Raw genomic sequence first — 20,561 nt, forward strand, 5'->3', positions numbered from 1 at the left:
GTATATTGATAAGTATTGTTGATCATTGCACCAGTTCGCCATTTACTTCTTCAATGCGTTCTTTCAGTTCTTTAACGGTCATGTTATATAACACGCTGTGCCGGTTATTTACACGCTGCACCAGATGCACATGCGCGATAAAGTTTTGAACAATGGCAATTTTATCGCTTGGCGTTACTACTAATAGCTGTAGGTGCAACTGTTTACATAACTCCATCAAATAGGTTGCCTTTTCTTCGTCCTGATTGCTGAAGCTTTCATCCACCGCAATAAATCGCAGGCTCCGGCTGTTTTTGCCTTCGCGGGTAATACCAAACTGATAAGCGATGGCGCTACATAAAATGGTATAGGTTAACTGGGCTTTTTCGCCTCCCGATAATTGTCCCATCTGGCGATAGGTTTTCTTCAACTCATCGGTATTTCGAAATTTTTCATCGGCCCAAAATTCAAACCAGTTGCGCACATCCATTACCCGGTTGCGGAAACTTTCATTTTTATCAAGGTCGTCGATCAGCGGTTGTACCTTTTGGGTAAAGTGCCGCGATTTTTCTTCAAAGCTACTTTGCTGCCAGTTGGCTACCTGAGGCAGTGCATTAAGCAACCGGGCCCTGAATTCTTTGATATCTGATCCGGTAGGCACAGGCCTTTTGCCCAGCTGAATATACGTATCGGGCAGGCGGTTAAAATTAATACCGCTTAACGATTGGTTCAATCGCTGCACGCTGTTACTGATATCGCGCTCCCACTTTTCCATTTCCTCATTAAGCCCGCCGATTTTGTAAGTGATGGTATCGTTGATGTAATTTTCAAAATCGCGTTTGAAGCGGGGCAGGTTTTCATGCACCAATTTATTCAGCCATTCAATATATTCATTGGCATAAGTAGCTTCTTCGGGTAAATGCTGCACATCGCCTTCCCACTCGGGCGAAAACCTGCTTTTTAATTCAGACGAAGGATTTTTAATACGATTGATGCATCTGTCTAACTGTGTTTCTTCGCGGTGCAGTTCGTCTTTCTGTTTATCATGCAACCGCGTTTTTTCATTTTTTATATTTTCATATATTTCATCAATGTTCTGCAAACTGATCGATGATAATAAAGCGGCCTGTTGCTGTTGAAACTGTAACAGGGCATCTTTATCGTGTTCATTTATATGTTGCAGCAGCGGTTGCAATACTTCCTGCTGCGCCTGGTATTGCTGTATACGATCTTCGAGGCGCGTTTCATCCCGCACCAGCTGACCACGCTGGTTTTCGGCTTCATCTTTTTTCTGCTGAATATCCAATAACTGCGCTTTTAAATTATCCAGCTCCTTATTGGCCTTTCGCAGTCCTTTTATTTGTTCCTGTATTTTATGAATATTCCGTTGTATACCGGCGATGTCTAAGAGGGCAAACCCTTTATGTTCGTGTAACCGCGAAATGGCATAGAACTGCTTTTGCAGCCTGGCGGTTTTGCTTTTACATTTTTCAAGGGTTTCACTGGCTTTTACAATGTCATCTGCCAGCTGATTCCTTTTCTTTATCAGGAATTCTTTTTTCTTATCGTTGTTCCAGCCCATTACATAATTACCGGCATCATTTTTTTCGGGGCGGTCGTCTTTTTCATGGCGCGACCTGTTTTTGGTCAGTCCGTTTAATGTAATGGCTTTATCGTACCGGTCGAGCGTTTTTTCATCGTCGATACATACATAATCAAACTGCCTGATGATCTGTTGCTGTACCCAATTGCTCAATTTGTTATCGGGATGAAATTCCAGCTTTTCATATACCGTATCGTCTTCGGGATTTTGCACCAGCGGATTATCGGTAATGTGTTCATACACCAGCCTTGCACGCAGATTATTATTATTTACAAACCGGTTTACTTTTTTATAGTGTTTGTCGGGCACCAGCAACCGTAACGAAAATGCCCGCAACAGTTTTTCCAAAGCCGGTTGCCATTCCATAGAGTCTGACCGTACCTGCATCAGCTCACCACAATAGGGCAGGTCATTCTGATCAATATTCAGTGAATCGCATACTTGTTTGCGAAGATTTATCAAATGGGCCGGAATATTATTTTTGCTTTGCAGCAGGTTGTTCAGTTCATCTTCAATCAGCTTTTTCGCGCCATCCGATTTTTCTTTTGTTCGCTTGGCCTCGTATTCATCTTCTTCATTATTCCTTTGCTTTGTATCGAGCTCCAGCTTTTTACGATTGGCGTCTTTTACGATGCGGTTATAGGCGGCTTCATCGGCCGGCTGCTTTTCTTCAAGGTGCAAATCGTCGCACCAGCTGGTAAATAAGGTAAGGTGCTCGTTGGCCTCCAACTTTTTTAATTCAAGGTCCTGCACATCTTTTTCAAGCTGTTGCATTCGCTGACCCGCCTTATTCTGGTCGATATTGTTTTTAATAACCCTTTCTTCTTCCTGCAACTGGTCGTAAGTAATTTTTACTACCTGAATTTTTTGCTGAATATCTTTTATAGCGGCATTGCTTTCTTCAATAGCCTGATGCAACAATTCATTTTTGGTGTAGCTGTTCCAGATTCTGGCGGTTTGCAATACCTGCTCCGTTACCTGAATTTCTTCTTTTAATGTATTCCAGGCGGTAAAGTGTTGCTCAATCGGCTGCAGTAATTTTATCTGTTCTTCGGCTTTGTCAATATTGCGCTGTGCATCCAGTAAAGTAGCCAAATGTTTTTTAAGCTCCTGAAACGATTCTTCCATATTGCGCGGTTCAAGCATATGGGTCCTGATAAATTCATCAAGGTTACCCAACACTTTTATACCCACGGTTTGATTAAACAGTTGCAATGCCTGCACGCTTTGCATACCCAATACATGCACCAGTTGCTGTGCATATTTGCTGGCAGCATCAAACCATTCAACCTGTTTGCGACTGCCTTTATTATAGCGCTGATCGATGCTGCGCTTCCAGTTACCGCTTAAATCAAACGGTTTAAAATCTTCTTCAACATGCAATGCTTTATGGGCAATACCAAAGATCCTTTTCATATCGCCGCCCGAAAAATACCGTACCTGAAAAAGGGTTACTGTTTGTTCGGCTTCATTGGCAAAATTGGCGAGTATAATACTATAGGCCTCGTCTCTGTTTTCGCGCAGGTACAGCGTTTTAACGGAACCTGTGCTTTCACTATTCAAAAAACCATAACCACCCAATACATAGGTTTCTTCGGTACGATCGCCTTTTTTGTCACTGCCGCTGCTCTGGTTATAAAAACGGTATTTTTTTTCAGGAACAATCAGGGTCAGTAATGCATCTACCAATGTTGATTTGCCGCTTGCATTGGCTCCGGTTAATAAACTGGTTTCGCCCAACGGTTTAATGCTGTGCACTACATCGTCGAATGTTCCCCAGTTAAATATCTCCATGTATTGCAACCGGAAACCGCTTTTCTGACTGTCGGTACTAAAAACACTTAACTGCATATGAATAGGTAATCAAATTATTTATTCGTGAAGCGTAAACTTTATAATTGTTAGATGGTTTGATTGCTAAATTGTTGGAAACCCAAAAATTAAAATCTCCGACAAATAATTAGTGACTAAAAATCGGAAACCAACAATCAAACCATATAACCATTAAACCATCTGGTTATCCTTCTCCTCTTTAAACTTTTGTAATTGCATATAAAAAGCATCCAGCTCTTCGCTGCTTACTTTCGCTTTTATGATTTTTTTAATGCGAAACTTTTGTTCATCGGCCAGATCGTGATGCTCCGTTTTATCTAAAAAACCATTTTCTTCTGCCTTATCAATTAACCGGTCAATTTCTTTCAGGAATTTAACGCGACTGGCATTTTCCTTAAAAAACAGTTCGGCATATTCCTTTATTTCCCTTCGCTTTTTTATCAGTTCCCTGTTGGTTGCCTCACCCACTTCAAATTCAGCCATCATTTCGCGTAGCAATACCAGCATTACACTTTCTTCATATGTGAGAGATCTTCTTTGAATCCAGGTTACCGAAGTATCTTCCTCGTCGTTCAGGGTATGCTTTACATAAGCGTACCCATCCTGTTCATCGAGCACCAGGGTTAAACCCAGTTGCAGCAAAAAGCCTGTGAGCTCGGTTTTATATTGTATCAGTTTTTCCCAGGTGCTTTTTTCAATATATTCAACCGGTCCCTTGAGCAGTTTTATAAATACTGATGTATATGGTAATATTTTTTGTTGCGGGTTCATGTTCATTATTTACTAAATAACAAATAAGGCACTTCTACAAATTTTGTAGCCGTTTCATTTAACGGAATATGTTCACTGGTATTATGAATTACCTGTACGCGGCTTGCTTTATCGCGCAAAAAACCAAAATAGCTAACCACTTCGGCCAAACCGTTTTCAAGCGGCTGCAGTTCCAACACTTCTTTCAATGTAGCTGTTTGTTTTTCTTTCAATGCCTGTTCTACTTTTTGCCAAAGTCGTTTTTTATCGATATGCGTAGTATTTATTATACGGCTGAATCTTTCAGGATCGGCAATTTTTTCACTGGCAGCAACAGGTTGTTTAACCGAAACGATTGCTTTCTTTTGTTCAAATTGCAGCTTTCGTTCCATCACCATTTTTATTTCAACGCCTTCATCAAGAGTAATACCGCAATTCACTTCTTCTTCCATCAAATCAAAGATCAGCTCCTTGATGTTGCCTATTTGCTGGCGTAACCGTTTATGGCGGGCAATTTCTTTTTCGGTTATAATGCGACTTAGCTTCTCGGCCATTTTATCATTGGCATCGTATACATTCTTACCCTGCTCTAATAACAACGATTTGATGTTTTGCAAAAAATCGTCATCCGCCTGCAGACCGCGATCTTTCAGCAGCTCCAATAATTGCTCGGTAAGGTCTTTCCAGTCCTGCTGACCGGCGCGGGAAATTAAAAAGTCCCAGAAGGCATAAAAACTTTTACCCTGGTTGCTGTTTCGTAAAGCATCGTAGGCTTCAAAGGCAAACCCCACAATGGCGCCTTTGTTTTGCTCGGCTTTGGTGTGCTGTTCAACAATGGCGCGATGGATGCCTTTAAAATTATCTTCCACCTCTCTGAAATCGCTGATCAGTTCGTAACAAAGCCTGGTAAACAGTTCAAGCCGCTCCTGCACCTGCGCGTTGCTGTAGTTGTCGGGCGCCAGTCCGTGTTCAATAGCCCTGATCTCCTTATCAATTTCAGCGCGGCGATCTTTCAACATCTGCAAGCGCCGGGTTCGGTCGTCTTCGGTTTTTTCAACAATATCGCGCAGGGAATTAAACAATAATTTAAACCGGCTTTCGGTGCCTACGTGATTGCGCGCCTGCAGGGTAAGCAGCCATTGAAACACTTTTTCGGTATGGGCGCTTAACTGGTACTGAACATTTCCTTCGGCATTCTGTAAATCCTGCAGAATTCTTTTTTGCACCCAGCTTAAAATGTATTTACGGCTACGGGTTTCTTCATCTTCACCAAAAATAATTTTGGCTTCCTCAAAGTCTTCGGTGCCGTCGGCCTGTGCCGACAATGTTTCGGTAAGCAATTGTATCAGCAGCTCTTCACCAATAATAAACCGGTTCTCTTCTTTATACACCCGATATAAAAAAGGCAAAAGCCAGCGGGCGCTCCGTTGCCGGAGCATTTGTATAGCGGGACTCGTAGTCAATAAAAATGATAAGTCTTCCTGTTTCATGGTCACAAATAAACGGCCTAAAATAGGCGAATTACGAATGCAATGCTGAATATGTTTCCCCCATTTTAGCTCGTTTTAGCATAGCTACTTGTTAATAAAATTTCTGGTACCCAAACACCTTTTTAATTTTTTCTCATATTTTAAATATGATTGAAGCGTTGGTTTTGTCAAAAGTTTTTTTATATCTTCCTGCTCCTAATTTGTAGCTTATCCATGCGCCTTGTAAAACAAAGCTTTCTCTATTTTAAAGAGGGGAATTCTGATAAAGTATATGAAATTGACCTGTGTGATGTAGGAAATGACAGATATGTGGTGAACTTTCGTTATGGTCGTAAAGGTTCCAACTTAAAGGAGGGCAGTAAAACCCCGGTTCCCGTTTCTTTAGCCGAAGCAGAAAAGATATACAATGCCGTTGAAGAAGAAAAATTAATAAAAGGATATACCACCTCCGAAAGCGGCGTTTCTCCCATTCCAAAAGCTTCTTTTAAACTGAATGCCGACGCTTCCATTGTTAACGATTGGATGTCGATGCCCGTTGGCCGCACCAAAGGTATTTTATTGCGCCTGCATCATGCAGTACAGGGCACCAATACAACGCCCCGCACTCAATGGAAACTTTCGCGCATTATATGGAAGGCCGGTGAATATAAAATAAAAGAGGCTGCTCCTTATATTATTAAGTTGTACAATAATGGCGATACCCTGGATCAATATTGTTGCACCTGGTCATTGGCGCGTTGCGGAAACGAAACGGCTGCCGGCGCCTTGCGGCAAATTCACAACGAACATACTTCACCGGTAATTGCCAAAATAGCAGGAGCCGGTTTAATATCGGCATTACAGTCACCCGAAAAAGAAGCACATCTTACTTATTATATCAATTCGCTGCCCGAACCTGTAAAGGAGGCTGTTGAAACCAATAAATCAAGAGAGCTGGAAGCGTTGTTGCAGGAAAGAATTGCACAACAGCAGCCACAGCATAATTGGCTGGAAAGCATTTATCTTGTATCTGTTGAAAAAAAATGGATACGCCCCATTGTAAAAAAATTACTGGGTCAGGTTCCGTTCAAACCGGGATATTTTAAACATATCAGGGGCATTTTTAAACTGGCCGAATTATTAGATGATTTTGAAATCTCAGGATTACTGGCCTGCAGGTTCGAACGCGAACAACAGACCTTCGTGCACTATCATTTTTCAACCGATACCGGTGAAGTATACATACCGCAAATAAAAGCGCGTGTTAATCCGACTATTGAACTGCGAAAGCCCAACAGCCGGTTGGCTTATTCGCAAAAAACCCGCCGGTATTTGCGCGCCCGTGTTAACCGGCGATTGCAACTATTAGGCAAAACAAATAACCTCGATTATGTGAAACTGGCTACCGGCATACTGATCTCCTATAATAAACAGACAGATTTCAAAGAAGCGTTTTCAACTTTTGACTATAAATGGAATGGTCGCAATTATGCAAGGGTTGAAACAAGGTTTCCGCAAAACGCCCGGGCTGTATTTATGCATAGTATATTAAGCGGCAATCATCCCGAAATTAAACTGGTTGGCGGCTCCATATGGCGTCTTAAATCTGAGCAGGAATTATTAGCAAAGCAGCAATCGGCTACACCGCCCGCCGATAACAACAAACCGCAAAACGACGGCATATTAAAAAAAATCGCCGGCATATTTGGTAAAAAGAAAGGAGCCATTCAGCCCGGGCCCAACAATACGCCCGAACCCGAAACATCGTCTGTAAATGAAAATGGCACTCCGTTTTTGCATTTATGGAACAAGCTGCCACAGTCGTATGTGCAATTGCTGATGGAAGCACAGATGGAGGAGATACACGAATTTGCCAAAGGTGAGCTTATCAGGCATCCTTCGTATAATGAACTCCGGGAAAGACTCGATAAGCAGGCCTGTAAAAAACTGTTACTATCGCCATACAAAATTCCGGCTGAATTTGGCTATTTAGTTACCACACAAAAATACACTGCCGACACAGCAGATGCCGATCTTGTAATGGCTATGCTGAATTCACACCATACCGATGCACGTATTAAAGGCAAACAATGGACCGAAGCAGGGCAGCAAAAGTATCTTCAGCAAAGCGATTTTGTAAAAGATCTGATCTTCGCATTGCACGATTCTATTGCAACATGGGCGAAAGAGCTGATAAAAAACAGCACACTGAGCGCCGATCTGAAAAATGCGGTAACGGGTAAAGCCATTGCCGAAATGATGCGTTTTTCAGAAATGAATGCCGCCAATGAGGCCATCATAAAAAATGCATCGAATACTTTATTCGAATTGTTTGGCGATGAGCTGCAGCAGGTGCCTTTACCGGTTATTGCCGATCTGTTGCAACATCCTGTACCACCGGTGTTATTGTTCGGTTTGCAGGTATTGAAAGCGAAGAAACAACAGATCAACCCGCAGGAATTAAATAAATCACTACTGTTCGCCCTGTTACAACATAGTTATGCGCCGGTGCGCGATATGGGTGTACAATTACTTACCGACATCAGCGAAGATGCATTATTAAAATACCAGGAAGATATTATTCTCAGCTGTACATCCGCATTTCAAAATGTACGCCAGGGGCTGGCGCCGGTTATTGCCCGCATGGCCAAAAAAGAAAAAGCTTTTGGTGATAAAGCCGCTGATGCGCTGATGCCTTATTTATTAAGAAAAGAAACCAGCGAAGGATTGCACGATGATATCAGCAGACTTTTATGCAACGAACTAAGCGATTACTTACAAAACGCCAATAAAGAAACAGCACTGAATTTATTGTATGGTAATTATGCTGCAGCGCAAAACGTGGGCATAATTATTCTTGAAAAATATACCGATCCTGCTCAGCTAACCATTGCACAGGTAATTGCCTTAGGCGGTCATGAAAACCTGAATGTACGTAACTGGTGCTGGAAATTTTACCAGCAGCAAACAGCCCGTATTAAATATGAAAAAGAAGCAGCGGTAAAATTGCTCGAAAGCAAATGGCAGGATACCCGGCAGTTTGCCATGCAATATTTTCGCGATGCATTTACAGAAAGCGATTGGTCGATCGATGCATTGATCACCTTAGCCGATTCCATCAAACCCGACGTAGAAGCCTATGGCCGCGAACTGATCACGAAATTCTTCAAGGGCGAAAACGGAACTGAGTATCTGTTGAAGTTAAGTCAACACCCCAGCGAAAAAATGCAATTGTATGCCACCAATTACCTGGAACGTTTTGCGGCCGATGATGTACAAAAAATTCAGTCGCTTGAGTTTTATTTCCGGTCGGTTTTAACAAGGGTAAATAAAAGCCGCATTGCCAAAAATCGCATCTATCATTTTCTGTTAACCGAGGGTCGCAAATCAGAAGCAGCAGCAAAGGTGGCTGGTACTATTTTATCCGATGTTTCGGCAACGGCAGCCATCGGCGATAAAGCAAAATGTATTGATGTGTTGCTGCAGTTGAAATCGCTGTACGAAGTGCAAACGCCGCTGAAGGTGAAGGAAATCGAAATACGGCAATCGTGAATCGGTCCCGCTATTGCGGGATAAAACGGCAAACGGCAGCCGCGAAACAGCATTGCCTGGTGCCTATTGGTTTTATATCAACCTGATCTTATTATAAAAAGCAATTCATGTTATTTAATTATCGCTTTGCGGGGAATTCTACGGTTACGAGCACATCGCATATGACCGGATTATCTTTTGCTCCCGATACCCTGCGCGAAAGTGCCTGGTTTGTAGGCAAGCTGCATAAAAAGCTGTCGTTCCGTGAAGCCATTTCGGCTTTGCACGATGTGGTGATAAGCGATCTGCGGTTCAAACCAAAAGATAAAACAGCTTATAAAGAGTGGGTAGCACAAAACGAAGCCTTGTTTTTGGCCGAATATATGAGCGGTTATGATGTGAACGCCGCCAACAATCGTATTGAGCAAATAAAGGCCGAGTTGGTTGAAATAAACAACCGGAAAGAAAAATTAATGTCGTCGTTTTATACTGCGCGAAAGAAATACTTTAGCTATCTGTACGAAAAAAACCGCGAGGCATGGATAGTGCTCGATCCGGTAATTACCATTCACCCCGACGAACTGTTTTTTGAGTGTTTCAGCCAGGACGAATCAACGTATGGCAAACTGGGTTGTAATTACAATGTTTTTAAAGAGATCGATGATTATAAATGCGGTACTACCAATGTTGATTATTCAGCCGCCCTGTATGAAGAATTTCAGAAAATCCGCGATTACAAGGAAACAGAACTGAAAGTTGATCCCAGCGGTTTTACCGTTCAAACCACCAACGAAGAGCAATACAAAGAAGTAAAAATCGATTTGCCCGATAGCTGGGTACGTGGCTTTTTACAGGTGAGCAGCGCCATGACACTGCCTACCATTCAGTTCGATCTGCATCCCATGGATATTTACAGTATCTGTTTGCTGCTTCGCCGTTTTAAAGAAAAAAGAGGTCCGCGCTCGCTGCGTTACGTACTGGAACCGGGCCATCCCGTAAAAATAGTTTTTGAACCCTGGGGCAAAGAAATTATCTGCGCCCGCAGTATTTATACCGGTAATTCAAAACACGAAATAAGAACCTGGGGAAGAAGAAGGTTGCTGATACTTGAAAGGCTGATCCCCGTTTGTAAAAAATTCACCGTTCATTTGCTGGGCACCGGGTTACCGGCCTTTTACATTGCCGACCTGGGAGATATGAATTTTACATTAGGCCTCAGCGGCTGGACCACCAACGACTGGAGCCACGCCGGTAATTTTGATCTGCTGGCGCCCCGCCTTGCAGTTGACGACGCCACCAAACAAAAAGTATTTGCCACCATGCAAAAAGAATGGCTCGGCACTTCTGATCAAATAGCCCGTCAGCTGAATGTAGATAAAGCCAAGGTAGCAGGTGCATTAAGCGCTTATACACAGGCCGGCCGGGTTATATACGATTTAAACCGAAATGTTTACCGGTTGCGTGAATTAAGCCGTGAGCCATTGCCGTTCGAAAAACTGCGCTTCGATAATCCGCGCGAAGAAATGGCGGCCCAGCTGTTGCAATCGCAGGAAATCAAGTACACTACTGAATTTTTGATGGCAGATAATTCCATGAAGTTATCCGGTACTGTAAAGGGCAGCCGAAAAACCTATAATGCGCAAATGGTCATTGATGCCGATGAAAAAATCAAATCTGCCAATTGCGATTGCAGTTTTTATATCGAAAATAAATTATACAAGGGGCCTTGTGAACATATGCTGGCCATCAGGCAGGCGTTTAATAAAACAAGGATCCTGAGCGGCGCAGAAGGAGCATAGTTGAAAGAAGTATTAAAAAAAGATTCGCGAATTATTTAGAAATTAAAAAATAGGAATCTATATTTGTTAACCGCATTTCGTGTTCTTTGACAGAGAGAAAAAATTACATGCACCTTGCTTCCGTAAGGAAAGAGCGATGTTTCGTCGCTCATGCAACATGAATATTTCATGCATCACCAAATGTAATCTTTACTATGGCACCACGGTACTATGCTGCTATTTTCAGTATAGGCCCTGCGTGCCATAATAGCAGCATAGTACCGTGGTGCCTTGCGTTGATTAATCTGGTCACCGGTACGCACGAAGGCAGCATGCTTTCTCTCTGTCAAAACATGATTTCTTTTCTTCACCCAACATGGCAGATAACCGAACAACCCGGCAGGAGTTATACGACCGTATCCGCGAAAGTTCAAAAGACGCAGTAGTACTGGAAGAAATGAAGCGCATGGGCTTTTGGTCTAAGAATGATAATGCTCCGTCTGTTCCCGAACTGTTAATCACAAAAGAAAGCGAGCTCAATAAAGAGTTACAAAGATTATATCAGGAAAAGTGGAAGTATCAGAATAAGGAAGCTGCTTTAAAGGAAATGCGGTTGAAGCGCATGGCTGAAACCAAACTGAAGCGTGAAGAAAATAAAAAGAAAAAAGAACTACAGCGGTTAGAAAAAGCCGAAGCCTGGAAAAAGCAAAAAGAAACGGAAATCATTTACCTGGGCGAAGCTGTTTCTATCGGTTTAAATAATATTGAAAACAATGTAGCCGCATTACAAAAGAACAATCTCCCTGCATTTAATAACGAAAACGAACTGGCCAATGCCATAGGTATTCCGCTGAAAGAACTTCGCTTTTTGTCGTTTTCGCGAAAAGTATCTGCCGTATCGCACTACCGCAAGTTTTATTTACCTAAAAAATCAGGAGGCAAAAGATTGATCTCAGCACCCATGCCCCGTTTAAAAAAGGTGCAATACTGGGTGCTGCAAAACATATTTAACAAGGTAGCGATTCATCCGGCTGTTCATGGATTTGCCTTACAGCGATCGATCATCAGCAATGCGCAACAACATATTGGCAAATCGGTGGTGGTGAATGTTGATGTAAAAGACTTTTTCCCTTCCATTCATTATAAAAGAGTAAAAGGATTATTGCAGCAACTGGGCTATTCAGAAAAAATAGCGGTTATACTGGCGCTTCTTTGTACCGAAGCTGTAACAGAAGAAGTAACCATAGATGGAAAGAATTATTTTGTACAAAAGGGCGAGCGGGTGTTGCCACAGGGGGCACCAACAAGTCCGGCCATAACCAATATTCTTTGTCATAAATTAGATAAGCGGTTACAGGGGCTTGCCACTAAATGTCAATGCAGTTATACGCGCTATGCCGATGATATCACCTTTTCATTCAACAATACCGAAGTAAATGCACAGCAGTTAGTGTGGCGCATTAAAAAGGTGTTGACCGATGAAGGTTTTACGGTGCATCCTGAAAAGATCCGCATAATGCGTAAAGGCGCGAGCCAGGAAGTAACAGGCATTGTGGTTAATGAAAAATTAGGTATTAACCGTAAAAAGCTGCGTCAGTTCAGAGCTGTTTTACATCAGCTGAAAACAAAAGATGCTGCTGAATTAAAATGGGGAAATGGGAATCTGGCAAGTGCAGTAACCGGGTATGCCAATTTTGTAAAAATGGTTAAGCCATTGCAGGGCACTACATTCCAAAAGCAGATCGATACGTTGTTGCAAACGCAACGTTTACAATATCCCGCAACAGAAATAAAAGCACCAAAGAGCAACAATCAAACTACACCGCCTGCGCCAAACAATCCATCTGACAATAAGGAGGATGATAAGCCGTGGTGGAATGTGACATAGCTATATCAAAGGTGAGCCACTCCGGAAAGAGTGATCCACCTTCATACTTCACGTTTAACAAAAATCTTTTCGGGCATGTAGCCAAATACAAACTGGGTTACGGCGCATAACCACATTTGCTGCATTACCTTTTTACCTTCGAACGATTCCATCAGGTAAATGCCGCCACCAATAAGAGGGTCGCAAAGCTCCATCAGCAGTAACACATCAGCTTTTTCAAATGGCTCGTCGGCCATTGTAACGGCAACATGGCTGGCGCCATTGGCCATTACATCGAGCATGGTATCGGCCCCTTCAACCATTTGCAGATCACCTTTTGCTCCTCCGTTTGCCAGGTATTCGGGTAAGTCGATAAACCACTGACCGGTTTCTTCTTTTATGAAAGTGTGGGTTTGCATGTGATAAAATTTTTCAATTGATAAAATTAAAATTCATTTTTTACCGGGATATATAAGCGGCAGTGATATTGATTGAAATCAATCGAAAAAACGCCAAACAATCTCATATAACCTGAATCAATGCAGCACAACATGCCTATGAACGCGGAACGCAGAACGCTCAATGCTGAACGCTATATGCCCATCAACCTTCTGTATTTTGCGTTAAGCGTTAGGCGTTAGGCATTAAGCCTTCTTTGTAACCCCTGTGAGATTCGAACTCACACTATACTGTTTCTAAGACAGACGCCTCTCCCGATTGGGCTAAGGGGCTAAAAACAAAAAACCCTTCAAGTGCTTTACCTGAAGGGCTTTAATGCGTTTATTAAGTTTTATTTATGTGCTAACTTTTATTCGCATACATATAACCGCCCTTCAGCCAGTTGCTATAACAACTGAGCGATAAAGACAGTGAATATGAATTATTGCGAATCATGATGCAAAAATAGTAAAAGATTACAAACTGCAAAACTTCAACAGTAATTATTTAAAACTTCATGGTTAACCCTGCCGACAATATATACTTCCCATATCCCGCCTCTATAAAAAATCCGCCGTGCTGCGTTATATTAAATTTAGCACCTAATCCTACCTGATAGGCCAGCGAAGTGCCGTCGTCGCCGCCGTTTACTTTTGAACCATCATTTGAAATATATTTTGCCTGCCCTGTGTTGATCCCAATTGCCGTTCGGGTATAAGGTTGTATTTTTTGCGACATGCCCAGGTACCTTGTAAAATTCAACAACACGGCGGTATTGGTTAAGCTGCCGGTAAACGATTGCTCTCCTGTATTGTAGTTGTAATAACTGCGGCTCACTTTGGCATAATTAACCATTATGCCAATAGCCATACGTGGATTAAAGTGATAATCAACAGTGGCTGTAATTGGCCCGGTTTGCGAAGTGCTTCCGTTGTAATAGTTATAAAAATCACTGAGAAGATATTTGTCAAGATTGGGAAACCCATATCCAACGGAAATATCCAAAGAAGGGGTGAAGTTTTGCATCTCCTCACGATCGCGGCGATAATAACCGCCTCTGCCGCCAAATCGGCCGCCGTACTGTGAATAGCCCTCACAAAAGCAAGCCATCAGTACTATTCCCAAAAGTATTCCTTTACGCATAGCTTTTTTTGCATGGGAATCAATTTCATGGCAAAGGTTTAATAAGCGGTGTTCCTATAACATTCCGATAACAATTCACTTCACCGGCACATTGTCTTTCCACCGCCACAGGTACATACAGGCGTAGGTGCGGTAGGGGCTCCATTTTTTTGAAATGCGAAGCATATCTTCTCTGAACTGTTTTTTATCGGAACGGTCGAGCTTGTACAAAGCGATCATGGCATTTTGAATGCCCAGGTCGTCGATGGCAAACACATCTTCGCGACTCAATGCAAACATCAATAACATTTCAACCGTCCACCGGCCAACCCCTTTAATGCGGGTCAGGTATTCAATTACTTCTTCATTTTCCATTTTATGCAGCGTGCGGTGGTCCATGCCAAATTCAAGGGTAAACCGCGCTACGTTTTGCACATAACTGGTTTTGGCATTGGATAATCCTATCGATCGCAGCACTTCGGGCGAAGTAGCGATAATTTGTTCGGGTGTTGGATCGTTACCTTCGTACAAATTTATAAACCGCTGGTGAATTACGGTTGCAACTTTTGTTGAAAGCTGCTGGCTCATGATAGAAGCGATGAGGTAAGTACAAACATTTTTTCGTTTAACAAGCGTAAAAGGACCGTGCGTTTCGATCAGCTTTTTTAATTTTTTATCTTTCGAAAGGTGTAAGGTATAATCTGACATCCGGACTTCTATTTAAATTTGTTTGTATGCAACGAAATGTGATTGTTACCAAAGATGGCTCTCACTCGGTTGAAATTCCTGAATTGCGTGTATCGTATCATTCGGTATATGGCGCCATCCAGGAATCGCTGCATGTTTTTATTTCGGCAGGTTTACAACACTGGCTTTCGCAACATACCGGCTCCACCGAATGCACAATTTTTGAAATGGGTTTTGGCACCGGCCTTAATGCACTGCTTACACTAATGGCAACCGAAAAATTACCTCAAAATATTATTTATGAATCAGTGGAAGCATATCCACTGGAACCCTCCATCACTGGTCAGTTAAATTATTGCGATGGTTTGCAACGCCCCGACCTGAAATCTTTATTTCAATTACTGCATCAGTGCGAATGGAATAAAGCTATTGCAATTACCAACAACTTCACGCTAAAAAAAACCAACACCCCGCTCATTAACTTCTCAACCGATCACCTTTTCAACATCATTTTCTACGATGCATTTGCACCCAATGCGCAGCCTGAACTATGGACTGAATCAGTGTTTCAGCAATTATTTACCCTGCTTGCTCCCGGTGGCATACTGGTAACCTATTGCAGCAAAGGCTCGGCACGAAGAGCCATGCAGGCCGCTGGTTTTAACGTAGAAAAGCTGGCAGGGCCATTAGGAAAACGGGAAATGATCCGCGCAATGCGGAACGCCTAACGACTAACGCGTAACGCTCAACGCAAAAACCGTAACCCAAAAATATATTCCATTTTCACGCAGAAATAATGTTCGGTATTCGGCAAGCGTTTAGCATTGCGTGTTCGGCATTCAGCATTAAGCGTTGAGCATTCAGCGTTCAGCGTTTTGCGTTCAGCTTTTATGCAAAAGTATAACTCACTCCACCATCTTTTTCATCTTTCAATAAAACACCCAGCTGCTGTAATTGCTGACGTATTTTATCGGATGTAGCGTAGTCTTTTCTTGCCTTGGCGTCTTTACGTATTTCAATCAGTAAACCAATTACGCCTTCCAGCTTGCCATCTTCTTTTTCTACTTCGCTTTTCAGGCCCAGTATATCTTCGATGTACAGTTTGAAATACTGTTGCAGCAACTGCATGGTAGATGCGCTGAGCGCATCGGGCAAAATATGTTTGTCTTTTATTGAATTGATCACCGGCACCAGCTCAAACATATTGGCCAGCACTTTAGCGGTGTTGAAGTCATCATTCATAAAATCATCCAGCTCTAACAAAAGCTTTTTTATTTTTTCGTCGAGTTCCGGATTACCGGCATTTTCCGATTGCCGACTTCCGACTTCCGATTTCAGTTTCTGCAGCACTTCATATGCTTCCCACAACCGCTTTAACCCCTTTTCAGATGCCTGTAACGCTTCGTTGCTAAAATCGAGCGTGCTGCGGTAATGCGTTTGCAAAATAAAAAAGCGGATAGTCATGCCCGAATAGGACTTCTCGAGCAGGGGATGTTCACCGCTGAACAACTCGGTTAATTTGATCACATTATTGTAGCTCTTGCCCATTTTACGGCCGTTAATGGTGATCATATTATTATGCAGCCAGTAGCGGGCAGGCACGTGTTTATTGCAGATGGTGCTTTGGGCAATTTCACTTTCGTGATGGGGGAACTGAAGGTCCATACCACCGCCATGAATATCGAACTCGGCGCCGAGGTATTTGGCGCTCATAGCCGAGCACTCGATGTGCCATCCGGGAAAGCCTTCGCCCCAGGGGCTCACCCAACGCATAATATGTTCGGTTGGCGCTGCCTTCCACAAGGCAAAATCCTGCTTATTTCTTTTTTCATCCTGTCCTTCCAGTTCGCGGGTAGTTTCGAGCAAATCATCCATTACGCGCCCGCTCAGCTTGCCATACGGATATTTTTCAGCATATTTTTTTACATCAAAATAAACCGAGCCGTTTACCTCGTAGGCATATCCTTCTTCCATGATCTTTTTTATCATTTCTATCTGCTCAACAATATGGCCGGTAGCAGTAGGTTCAATGCTGGGATCGAGGTTATTCAGTTGCTTCATACCCCAGTGGTACAGGTTAGTATATTTTTGAACCAGTTCCATGGGCTCCAGCTTTTCGAGCACGGCTTTTTTGGCAATTTTATCTTCGGCTTCTCTTCCTTCTTCTTCAAAATGGCCGGCATCGGTAATGTTGCGTACGTAGCGTACTTTATATCCCAGGTGCATCAGGTACCTGTAAATTACATCGAAGGTTACATACGGCCGCGCATGTCCGAGGTGACTTTCGCCGCTTACGGTAGGGCCGCACACATACAAACCCACATGGCCGGGGGTTATGGGTGTAAACAGTTCTTTTTGCCTTGTATACGAATTCAGGACTTTCAGTTCACTCATAAAAAATCATTAATCAATCTGATGATAGTTAAAATTAAGCCGGTAAGTGCAAAAGTAAATTTATCCCGCCAGAACGGCGCAATTGATACAACAGGAATGGAAAATGAAGGATGACATGGTACAAATATAATAAAATATCGAATATTGAATATCCAATGTTAAATGATGAAGTTTAAGCCACTTTGAAATTCAAAATTCGATATTCAGCATTCGATATTTCCCGGGCATCATTCTTCCATCAACTTCATATCGGCCACAACGGGGTAATGATCTGAGTAGGGTATCAAAAACCGGTTAAACTGCAATACGTCGAACCTTTTATCGGCCAGAATATAATCAATGCGAAGGGTAGGCGAAACCGCCGAAAAACTGCGCCCGATGCCAAAACCTTTTCTAACAAAAGCATCCTGGCGGTTTCCTTTAATATGATAATAAGTATAGGAATTGGGCACGTCGTTAAAATCGCCGCATATGATTTCGGGGTAAGGGCAGCTGTCTAATTTATCGCGCACCAGGTCGGCCTGAAAACTGCGAAAAGCATAGCCCTGCCGAAGTTTTTTTATGATCGATTTGGAGGCGGTAACCATGCTGTCGTCGGCCGATTTAATGATTTCGAGATTGCGGTAATCGTTTTTTTGAAACAATACCGATTGCAGGTGGGTAGTATAAATCCTGATTCTTTTTCCCGATGTCAGAACATCTACACTAATCAAACTTTCTGCAGCGCGCATATTTGGGGGTCCGGGATAAAGTATGCGCTGGGTATCAACGATCGGGAATCGTGAAAAAATAGCCACTCCGGCCTGATACCGGCCACCCCCGCCATAATCGTGTACACGATAGTAGTACGGGTAATTCAGCTGCATGATGGCGTTTGTATTGCTGTTGCTGAACGATTTACCTATTTCCAAAAACTCCTGAAAACATAATATATCGGCATTTTGCTCTTTGATAAAAGCGATCATTTTCTGGCGGTAATCCTTATGGTCTTTCAGCTTTTTATTATGTTCGTCGAACCAGTGCAAATTCCAGGTTAAGATGCGAATGGAACCGTCTTTTTTTTCCTGTTTGAAGGGAGAGGCAAAATGAAGTCCGAAAAATACACGGATGTTGCTAAAGCCCAGTAACAGGGCAAATGCAGATAATACGGCCCATTTTGAACGTAAAATGAGCCAGAAGGTCAAAAAAACAAGTTGCAGTATCAATAAAACAGGGAAACCAAGGCCAAGCAATGAAAAAAACCACCATTTCGATGGATGCAGCCAGCCATTAGCGCAGGCCACGATAAAAAGACCTGCGATAACGATATTCAAAAAAATGCACAACCGCTTGGTGAATGTTCTTACAAACCGGGCCATAATTAAAAATTACAATTCTTCATCTTCTGCGGCCCGTTTCAGAATGTCTTTTTCTTCATCGGTGAGAAAACGATAGCCTTGCTGATTGATTTTGTCTAATATTTCATCAATCCTTTTTTGGGTAATGTTTGGGATCTTTTTATACGGTTGGGTGCCTTTTGATTTATAATGCAATTCGGTTTTCGCTGTTTTTTTCCAGTTTTGATTATTGGGATTGAACAGGTTCCCGAGCCAATTATAAAAGTTATTCATCCAGGTACTCCAGTCGCGCCCCCGGCGCATCTGGTAAATAAATAAAAAGCCAACCCCGGCTCCTGCAATGTGCGAAAATTGGCCCGGGGGAGGGTTTTGTGCTGCCATGCGCGCCAGATCTATAATCACATATACCACGGTTAATATCCATAACGGAATGCCTCCGTTAATCATAGGAAAAATGCGGTAATCGGGCGCCAGGGTTGTAGCTGCAATAGCAATGGCCATAATACCTGCACCGGCCCCTACGAGGGTAACTGCAGAAGCGGCGGGAATCAGTTTGGGAAAAAGGTTGTAAGCCAATACGAACAGCAAACCGGCGCCAAAACTGCCATACAAAAAAACCGGAACCAGTTTGTTATTACCTGTTAAATCCTGAAATATGTATCCGAAAGCCCATAACCACAACAAATTACCCAGCATATCCCAAATATCTTTATGCATGAACATAAAGCTAACCAGGGTCCACGGGCGCGTCATCATTTTTTCAAAATCGCCCGGTAAAACCAGCCAGTTGAAAATATTCTGGTCATAGGCGTTTACATTTCTCTCAGCTATCTGATAAACAAGCCATATAAATTTAAAAATACAGAATATGATGGCTAAAATAGCGATTAACAATACCAGGGAATTTCCATCCTGGCCCAATCCCAGTCTTTTCCTATACCTATCTTCTCTTAGCACGGAATAATTTTTAGTGAATTTACAAAATCCTTCGACTTCGCTCAGGACTTACATCGCTTTAGTTCCAGTGTTCCGCTAATTTAACAGATAAAGGGCTTGTAAAGTTGCACGATGGGGTTAATAAAAGGTGCGTCTGTTTGTTTTATTCATTGTCAAAACCAGAATAAAACCAATAAGGGCGCCTCCTATATGTGCAAAATGGGCTACCGTATCGCCATTACTGGGGTTGATGCCACCAAAAAGATCAAGCAAAACGTATCCGATAACAACATATTTTGCTTTTACGGGTATGGGAATTGGAATAATAAGCAACGGTGTATTGGGAAATGTATAGCCAAAGCCAACCATTACACCCATTACAGCGCCCGAAGCGCCGAGGGCAATGCCATTATAGATTTCGCGGCCTTGTTGAATAAATTCGGCCTGGGTTATTTTACTCTGGGCAAATTTGTCCATCAACATGTTCATTTCGATGGCCGAAGCGCCCATTTGCATTAATCCGGCCCCGATTCCACATATAAAATAAAAAAGTAAAAAGCGTTTACTGCCCCACAGGTTTTCGAGGGTTGATCCAAACATCCAAAGCATGAACATGTTTACCAGAATATGAAAGAACATTTCGGGCGAGTGCAAAAACATGTAGCTAATCAACTGCCATATTCCAAATTCGGGCGATTTATAATAATGAAGTGATAAAGCGCTTACAAACTGATCACCAAACGTTAACTCTGCCAGCCAAAACAGCACATTTACAATCACCAGATTTTTTATAACCGGCGGGATTGACTGAAAACCCCGCATTCGAATATCTGCCAT

14 protein-coding genes and 1 tRNA gene are annotated in these 20,561 nt (G+C 42.5%); 4 read left to right on the forward strand and 11 right to left on the reverse strand.

All coding sequences use genetic code 11. The features are described 5' to 3' along the window. Positions 1–22: 22 nt before the first annotated feature. The 3 genes from AC59IL_RS09345 to AC59IL_RS09355 all read right to left on the reverse strand — a co-directional run bounded on the left by AC59IL_RS09345 (position 23) and on the right by AC59IL_RS09355 (position 5,655). The gene (locus tag AC59IL_RS09345; protein WP_496551848.1) at positions 23–3,433 is read right to left on the reverse strand and encodes an ATP-binding protein; all 3,411 of its coding nucleotides are present in this window, start codon (positions 3,431–3,433) and stop codon (positions 23–25) included. A 153-nt stretch (positions 3,434–3,586) separates the two neighbouring features. After that, positions 3,587–4,186, reverse strand: coding sequence for a DUF4194 domain-containing protein (locus AC59IL_RS09350; protein ID WP_496551849.1), 600 nt, complete (start codon positions 4,184–4,186; stop codon positions 3,587–3,589). 5 nt (positions 4,187–4,191) lie between these two features. After that, the gene (locus tag AC59IL_RS09355; RefSeq protein WP_496551850.1) at positions 4,192–5,655 is read right to left on the reverse strand and encodes a DUF3375 domain-containing protein; all 1,464 of its coding nucleotides are present in this window, start codon (positions 5,653–5,655) and stop codon (positions 4,192–4,194) included. 213 nt (positions 5,656–5,868) lie between these two features. Between AC59IL_RS09355 and AC59IL_RS09360 the strand changes: the two genes are divergently transcribed. From AC59IL_RS09360 to AC59IL_RS09370, 3 genes are all read left to right on the forward strand, one after another. Next, a complete protein-coding gene (locus AC59IL_RS09360) occupies positions 5,869–9,186 on the forward strand; it encodes a hypothetical protein (protein ID WP_496551851.1) in 3,318 nt (1,105 codons plus the stop codon). 107 nt (positions 9,187–9,293) lie between these two features. Further along, entirely contained in the window at positions 9,294–10,964 is a 1,671-nt protein-coding gene (locus AC59IL_RS09365; protein ID WP_496551852.1) for an SWIM zinc finger family protein, read from the forward strand. Positions 10,965–11,319: 355 nt separating this feature from the next. Then, the gene (locus tag AC59IL_RS09370; RefSeq protein ID WP_496551853.1) at positions 11,320–12,831 is read left to right on the forward strand and encodes a reverse transcriptase family protein; all 1,512 of its coding nucleotides are present in this window, start codon (positions 11,320–11,322) and stop codon (positions 12,829–12,831) included. 41 nt (positions 12,832–12,872) lie between these two features. Here AC59IL_RS09370 and AC59IL_RS09375 read toward each other — a convergent pair whose 3' ends face one another. The 4 genes from AC59IL_RS09375 to AC59IL_RS09390 all read right to left on the reverse strand — a co-directional run bounded on the left by AC59IL_RS09375 (position 12,873) and on the right by AC59IL_RS09390 (position 15,078). Beyond that, entirely contained in the window at positions 12,873–13,229 is a 357-nt protein-coding gene (locus AC59IL_RS09375) for a DUF6717 family protein (protein ID WP_496551854.1), read from the reverse strand. A 239-nt stretch (positions 13,230–13,468) separates the two neighbouring features. Beyond that, positions 13,469–13,542: transfer RNA gene (locus AC59IL_RS09380), tRNA-Leu, on the reverse strand. A 213-nt stretch (positions 13,543–13,755) separates the two neighbouring features. Further along, positions 13,756–14,391: an outer membrane beta-barrel protein gene (locus AC59IL_RS09385; RefSeq protein WP_496551855.1), complete on the reverse strand. Its 636-nt coding sequence runs from the start codon at positions 14,389–14,391 to the stop codon at positions 13,756–13,758. A gap of 75 nt (positions 14,392–14,466) precedes the next feature. Further along, positions 14,467–15,078 carry a DNA-3-methyladenine glycosylase family protein gene (locus AC59IL_RS09390; RefSeq protein ID WP_496551856.1) on the reverse strand — a complete coding sequence of 204 codons (612 nt, stop codon included), beginning with the start codon at positions 15,076–15,078 and terminating at the stop codon, positions 14,467–14,469. A 26-nt stretch (positions 15,079–15,104) separates the two neighbouring features. On the opposite strand from AC59IL_RS09390, the gene mnmC2 reads away from it, so the two are divergent. Further along, a complete protein-coding gene (gene mnmC2, locus AC59IL_RS09395; RefSeq protein ID WP_496551857.1) occupies positions 15,105–15,785 on the forward strand; it encodes a tRNA (5-methylaminomethyl-2-thiouridine)(34)-methyltransferase MnmC2 in 681 nt (226 codons plus the stop codon). A 160-nt stretch (positions 15,786–15,945) separates the two neighbouring features. Here mnmC2 and cysS read toward each other — a convergent pair whose 3' ends face one another. The 4 genes from cysS to AC59IL_RS09415 form a co-directional block, all read right to left on the reverse strand. Then, positions 15,946–17,451, reverse strand: a complete 1,506-nt coding sequence (cysS, locus tag AC59IL_RS09400; protein ID WP_496551858.1) for a cysteine--tRNA ligase — start codon at positions 17,449–17,451, stop codon at positions 15,946–15,948. Positions 17,452–17,678: 227 nt separating this feature from the next. Further along, positions 17,679–18,809, reverse strand: a complete 1,131-nt coding sequence (locus tag AC59IL_RS09405; protein ID WP_496551859.1) for an endonuclease/exonuclease/phosphatase family protein — start codon at positions 18,807–18,809, stop codon at positions 17,679–17,681. 9 nt (positions 18,810–18,818) lie between these two features. Continuing rightward, positions 18,819–19,745, reverse strand: coding sequence for a rhomboid family intramembrane serine protease (locus tag AC59IL_RS09410; protein WP_496551860.1), 927 nt, complete (start codon positions 19,743–19,745; stop codon positions 18,819–18,821). 117 nt (positions 19,746–19,862) lie between these two features. Continuing rightward, positions 19,863–20,561, reverse strand: coding sequence for a rhomboid family intramembrane serine protease (locus AC59IL_RS09415; RefSeq protein ID WP_496551861.1), 699 nt, complete (start codon positions 20,559–20,561; stop codon positions 19,863–19,865).

The sequence above is a fragment of the Niastella sp. sgz303648 genome (assembly GCF_059587045.1).

Coding starts and splice junctions, on each gene's coding strand:
- AC59IL_RS09345 (WP_496551848.1), bottom strand. CDS start 3,433: ATGCAGTTAAGTGTTTTTAGTACCGACAGTCAGAAAAGCGGTTTCCGG.
- AC59IL_RS09350 (WP_496551849.1), bottom strand. CDS start 4,186: ATGAACCCGCAACAAAAAATATTACCATATACATCAGTATTTATAAAA.
- AC59IL_RS09355 (WP_496551850.1), bottom strand. CDS start 5,655: ATGAAACAGGAAGACTTATCATTTTTATTGACTACGAGTCCCGCTATA.
- AC59IL_RS09360 (WP_496551851.1), top strand. CDS start 5,869: ATGCGCCTTGTAAAACAAAGCTTTCTCTATTTTAAAGAGGGGAATTCT.
- AC59IL_RS09365 (WP_496551852.1), top strand. CDS start 9,294: ATGTTATTTAATTATCGCTTTGCGGGGAATTCTACGGTTACGAGCACA.
- AC59IL_RS09370 (WP_496551853.1), top strand. CDS start 11,320: ATGGCAGATAACCGAACAACCCGGCAGGAGTTATACGACCGTATCCGC.
- AC59IL_RS09375 (WP_496551854.1), bottom strand. CDS start 13,229: ATGCAAACCCACACTTTCATAAAAGAAGAAACCGGTCAGTGGTTTATC.
- AC59IL_RS09385 (WP_496551855.1), bottom strand. CDS start 14,391: ATGCGTAAAGGAATACTTTTGGGAATAGTACTGATGGCTTGCTTTTGT.
- AC59IL_RS09390 (WP_496551856.1), bottom strand. CDS start 15,078: ATGTCAGATTATACCTTACACCTTTCGAAAGATAAAAAATTAAAAAAG.
- mnmC2 (WP_496551857.1), top strand. CDS start 15,105: ATGCAACGAAATGTGATTGTTACCAAAGATGGCTCTCACTCGGTTGAA.
- cysS (WP_496551858.1), bottom strand. CDS start 17,451: ATGAGTGAACTGAAAGTCCTGAATTCGTATACAAGGCAAAAAGAACTG.
- AC59IL_RS09405 (WP_496551859.1), bottom strand. CDS start 18,809: ATGGCCCGGTTTGTAAGAACATTCACCAAGCGGTTGTGCATTTTTTTG.
- AC59IL_RS09415 (WP_496551861.1), bottom strand. CDS start 20,561: ATGGCAGATATTCGAATGCGGGGTTTTCAGTCAATCCCGCCGGTTATA.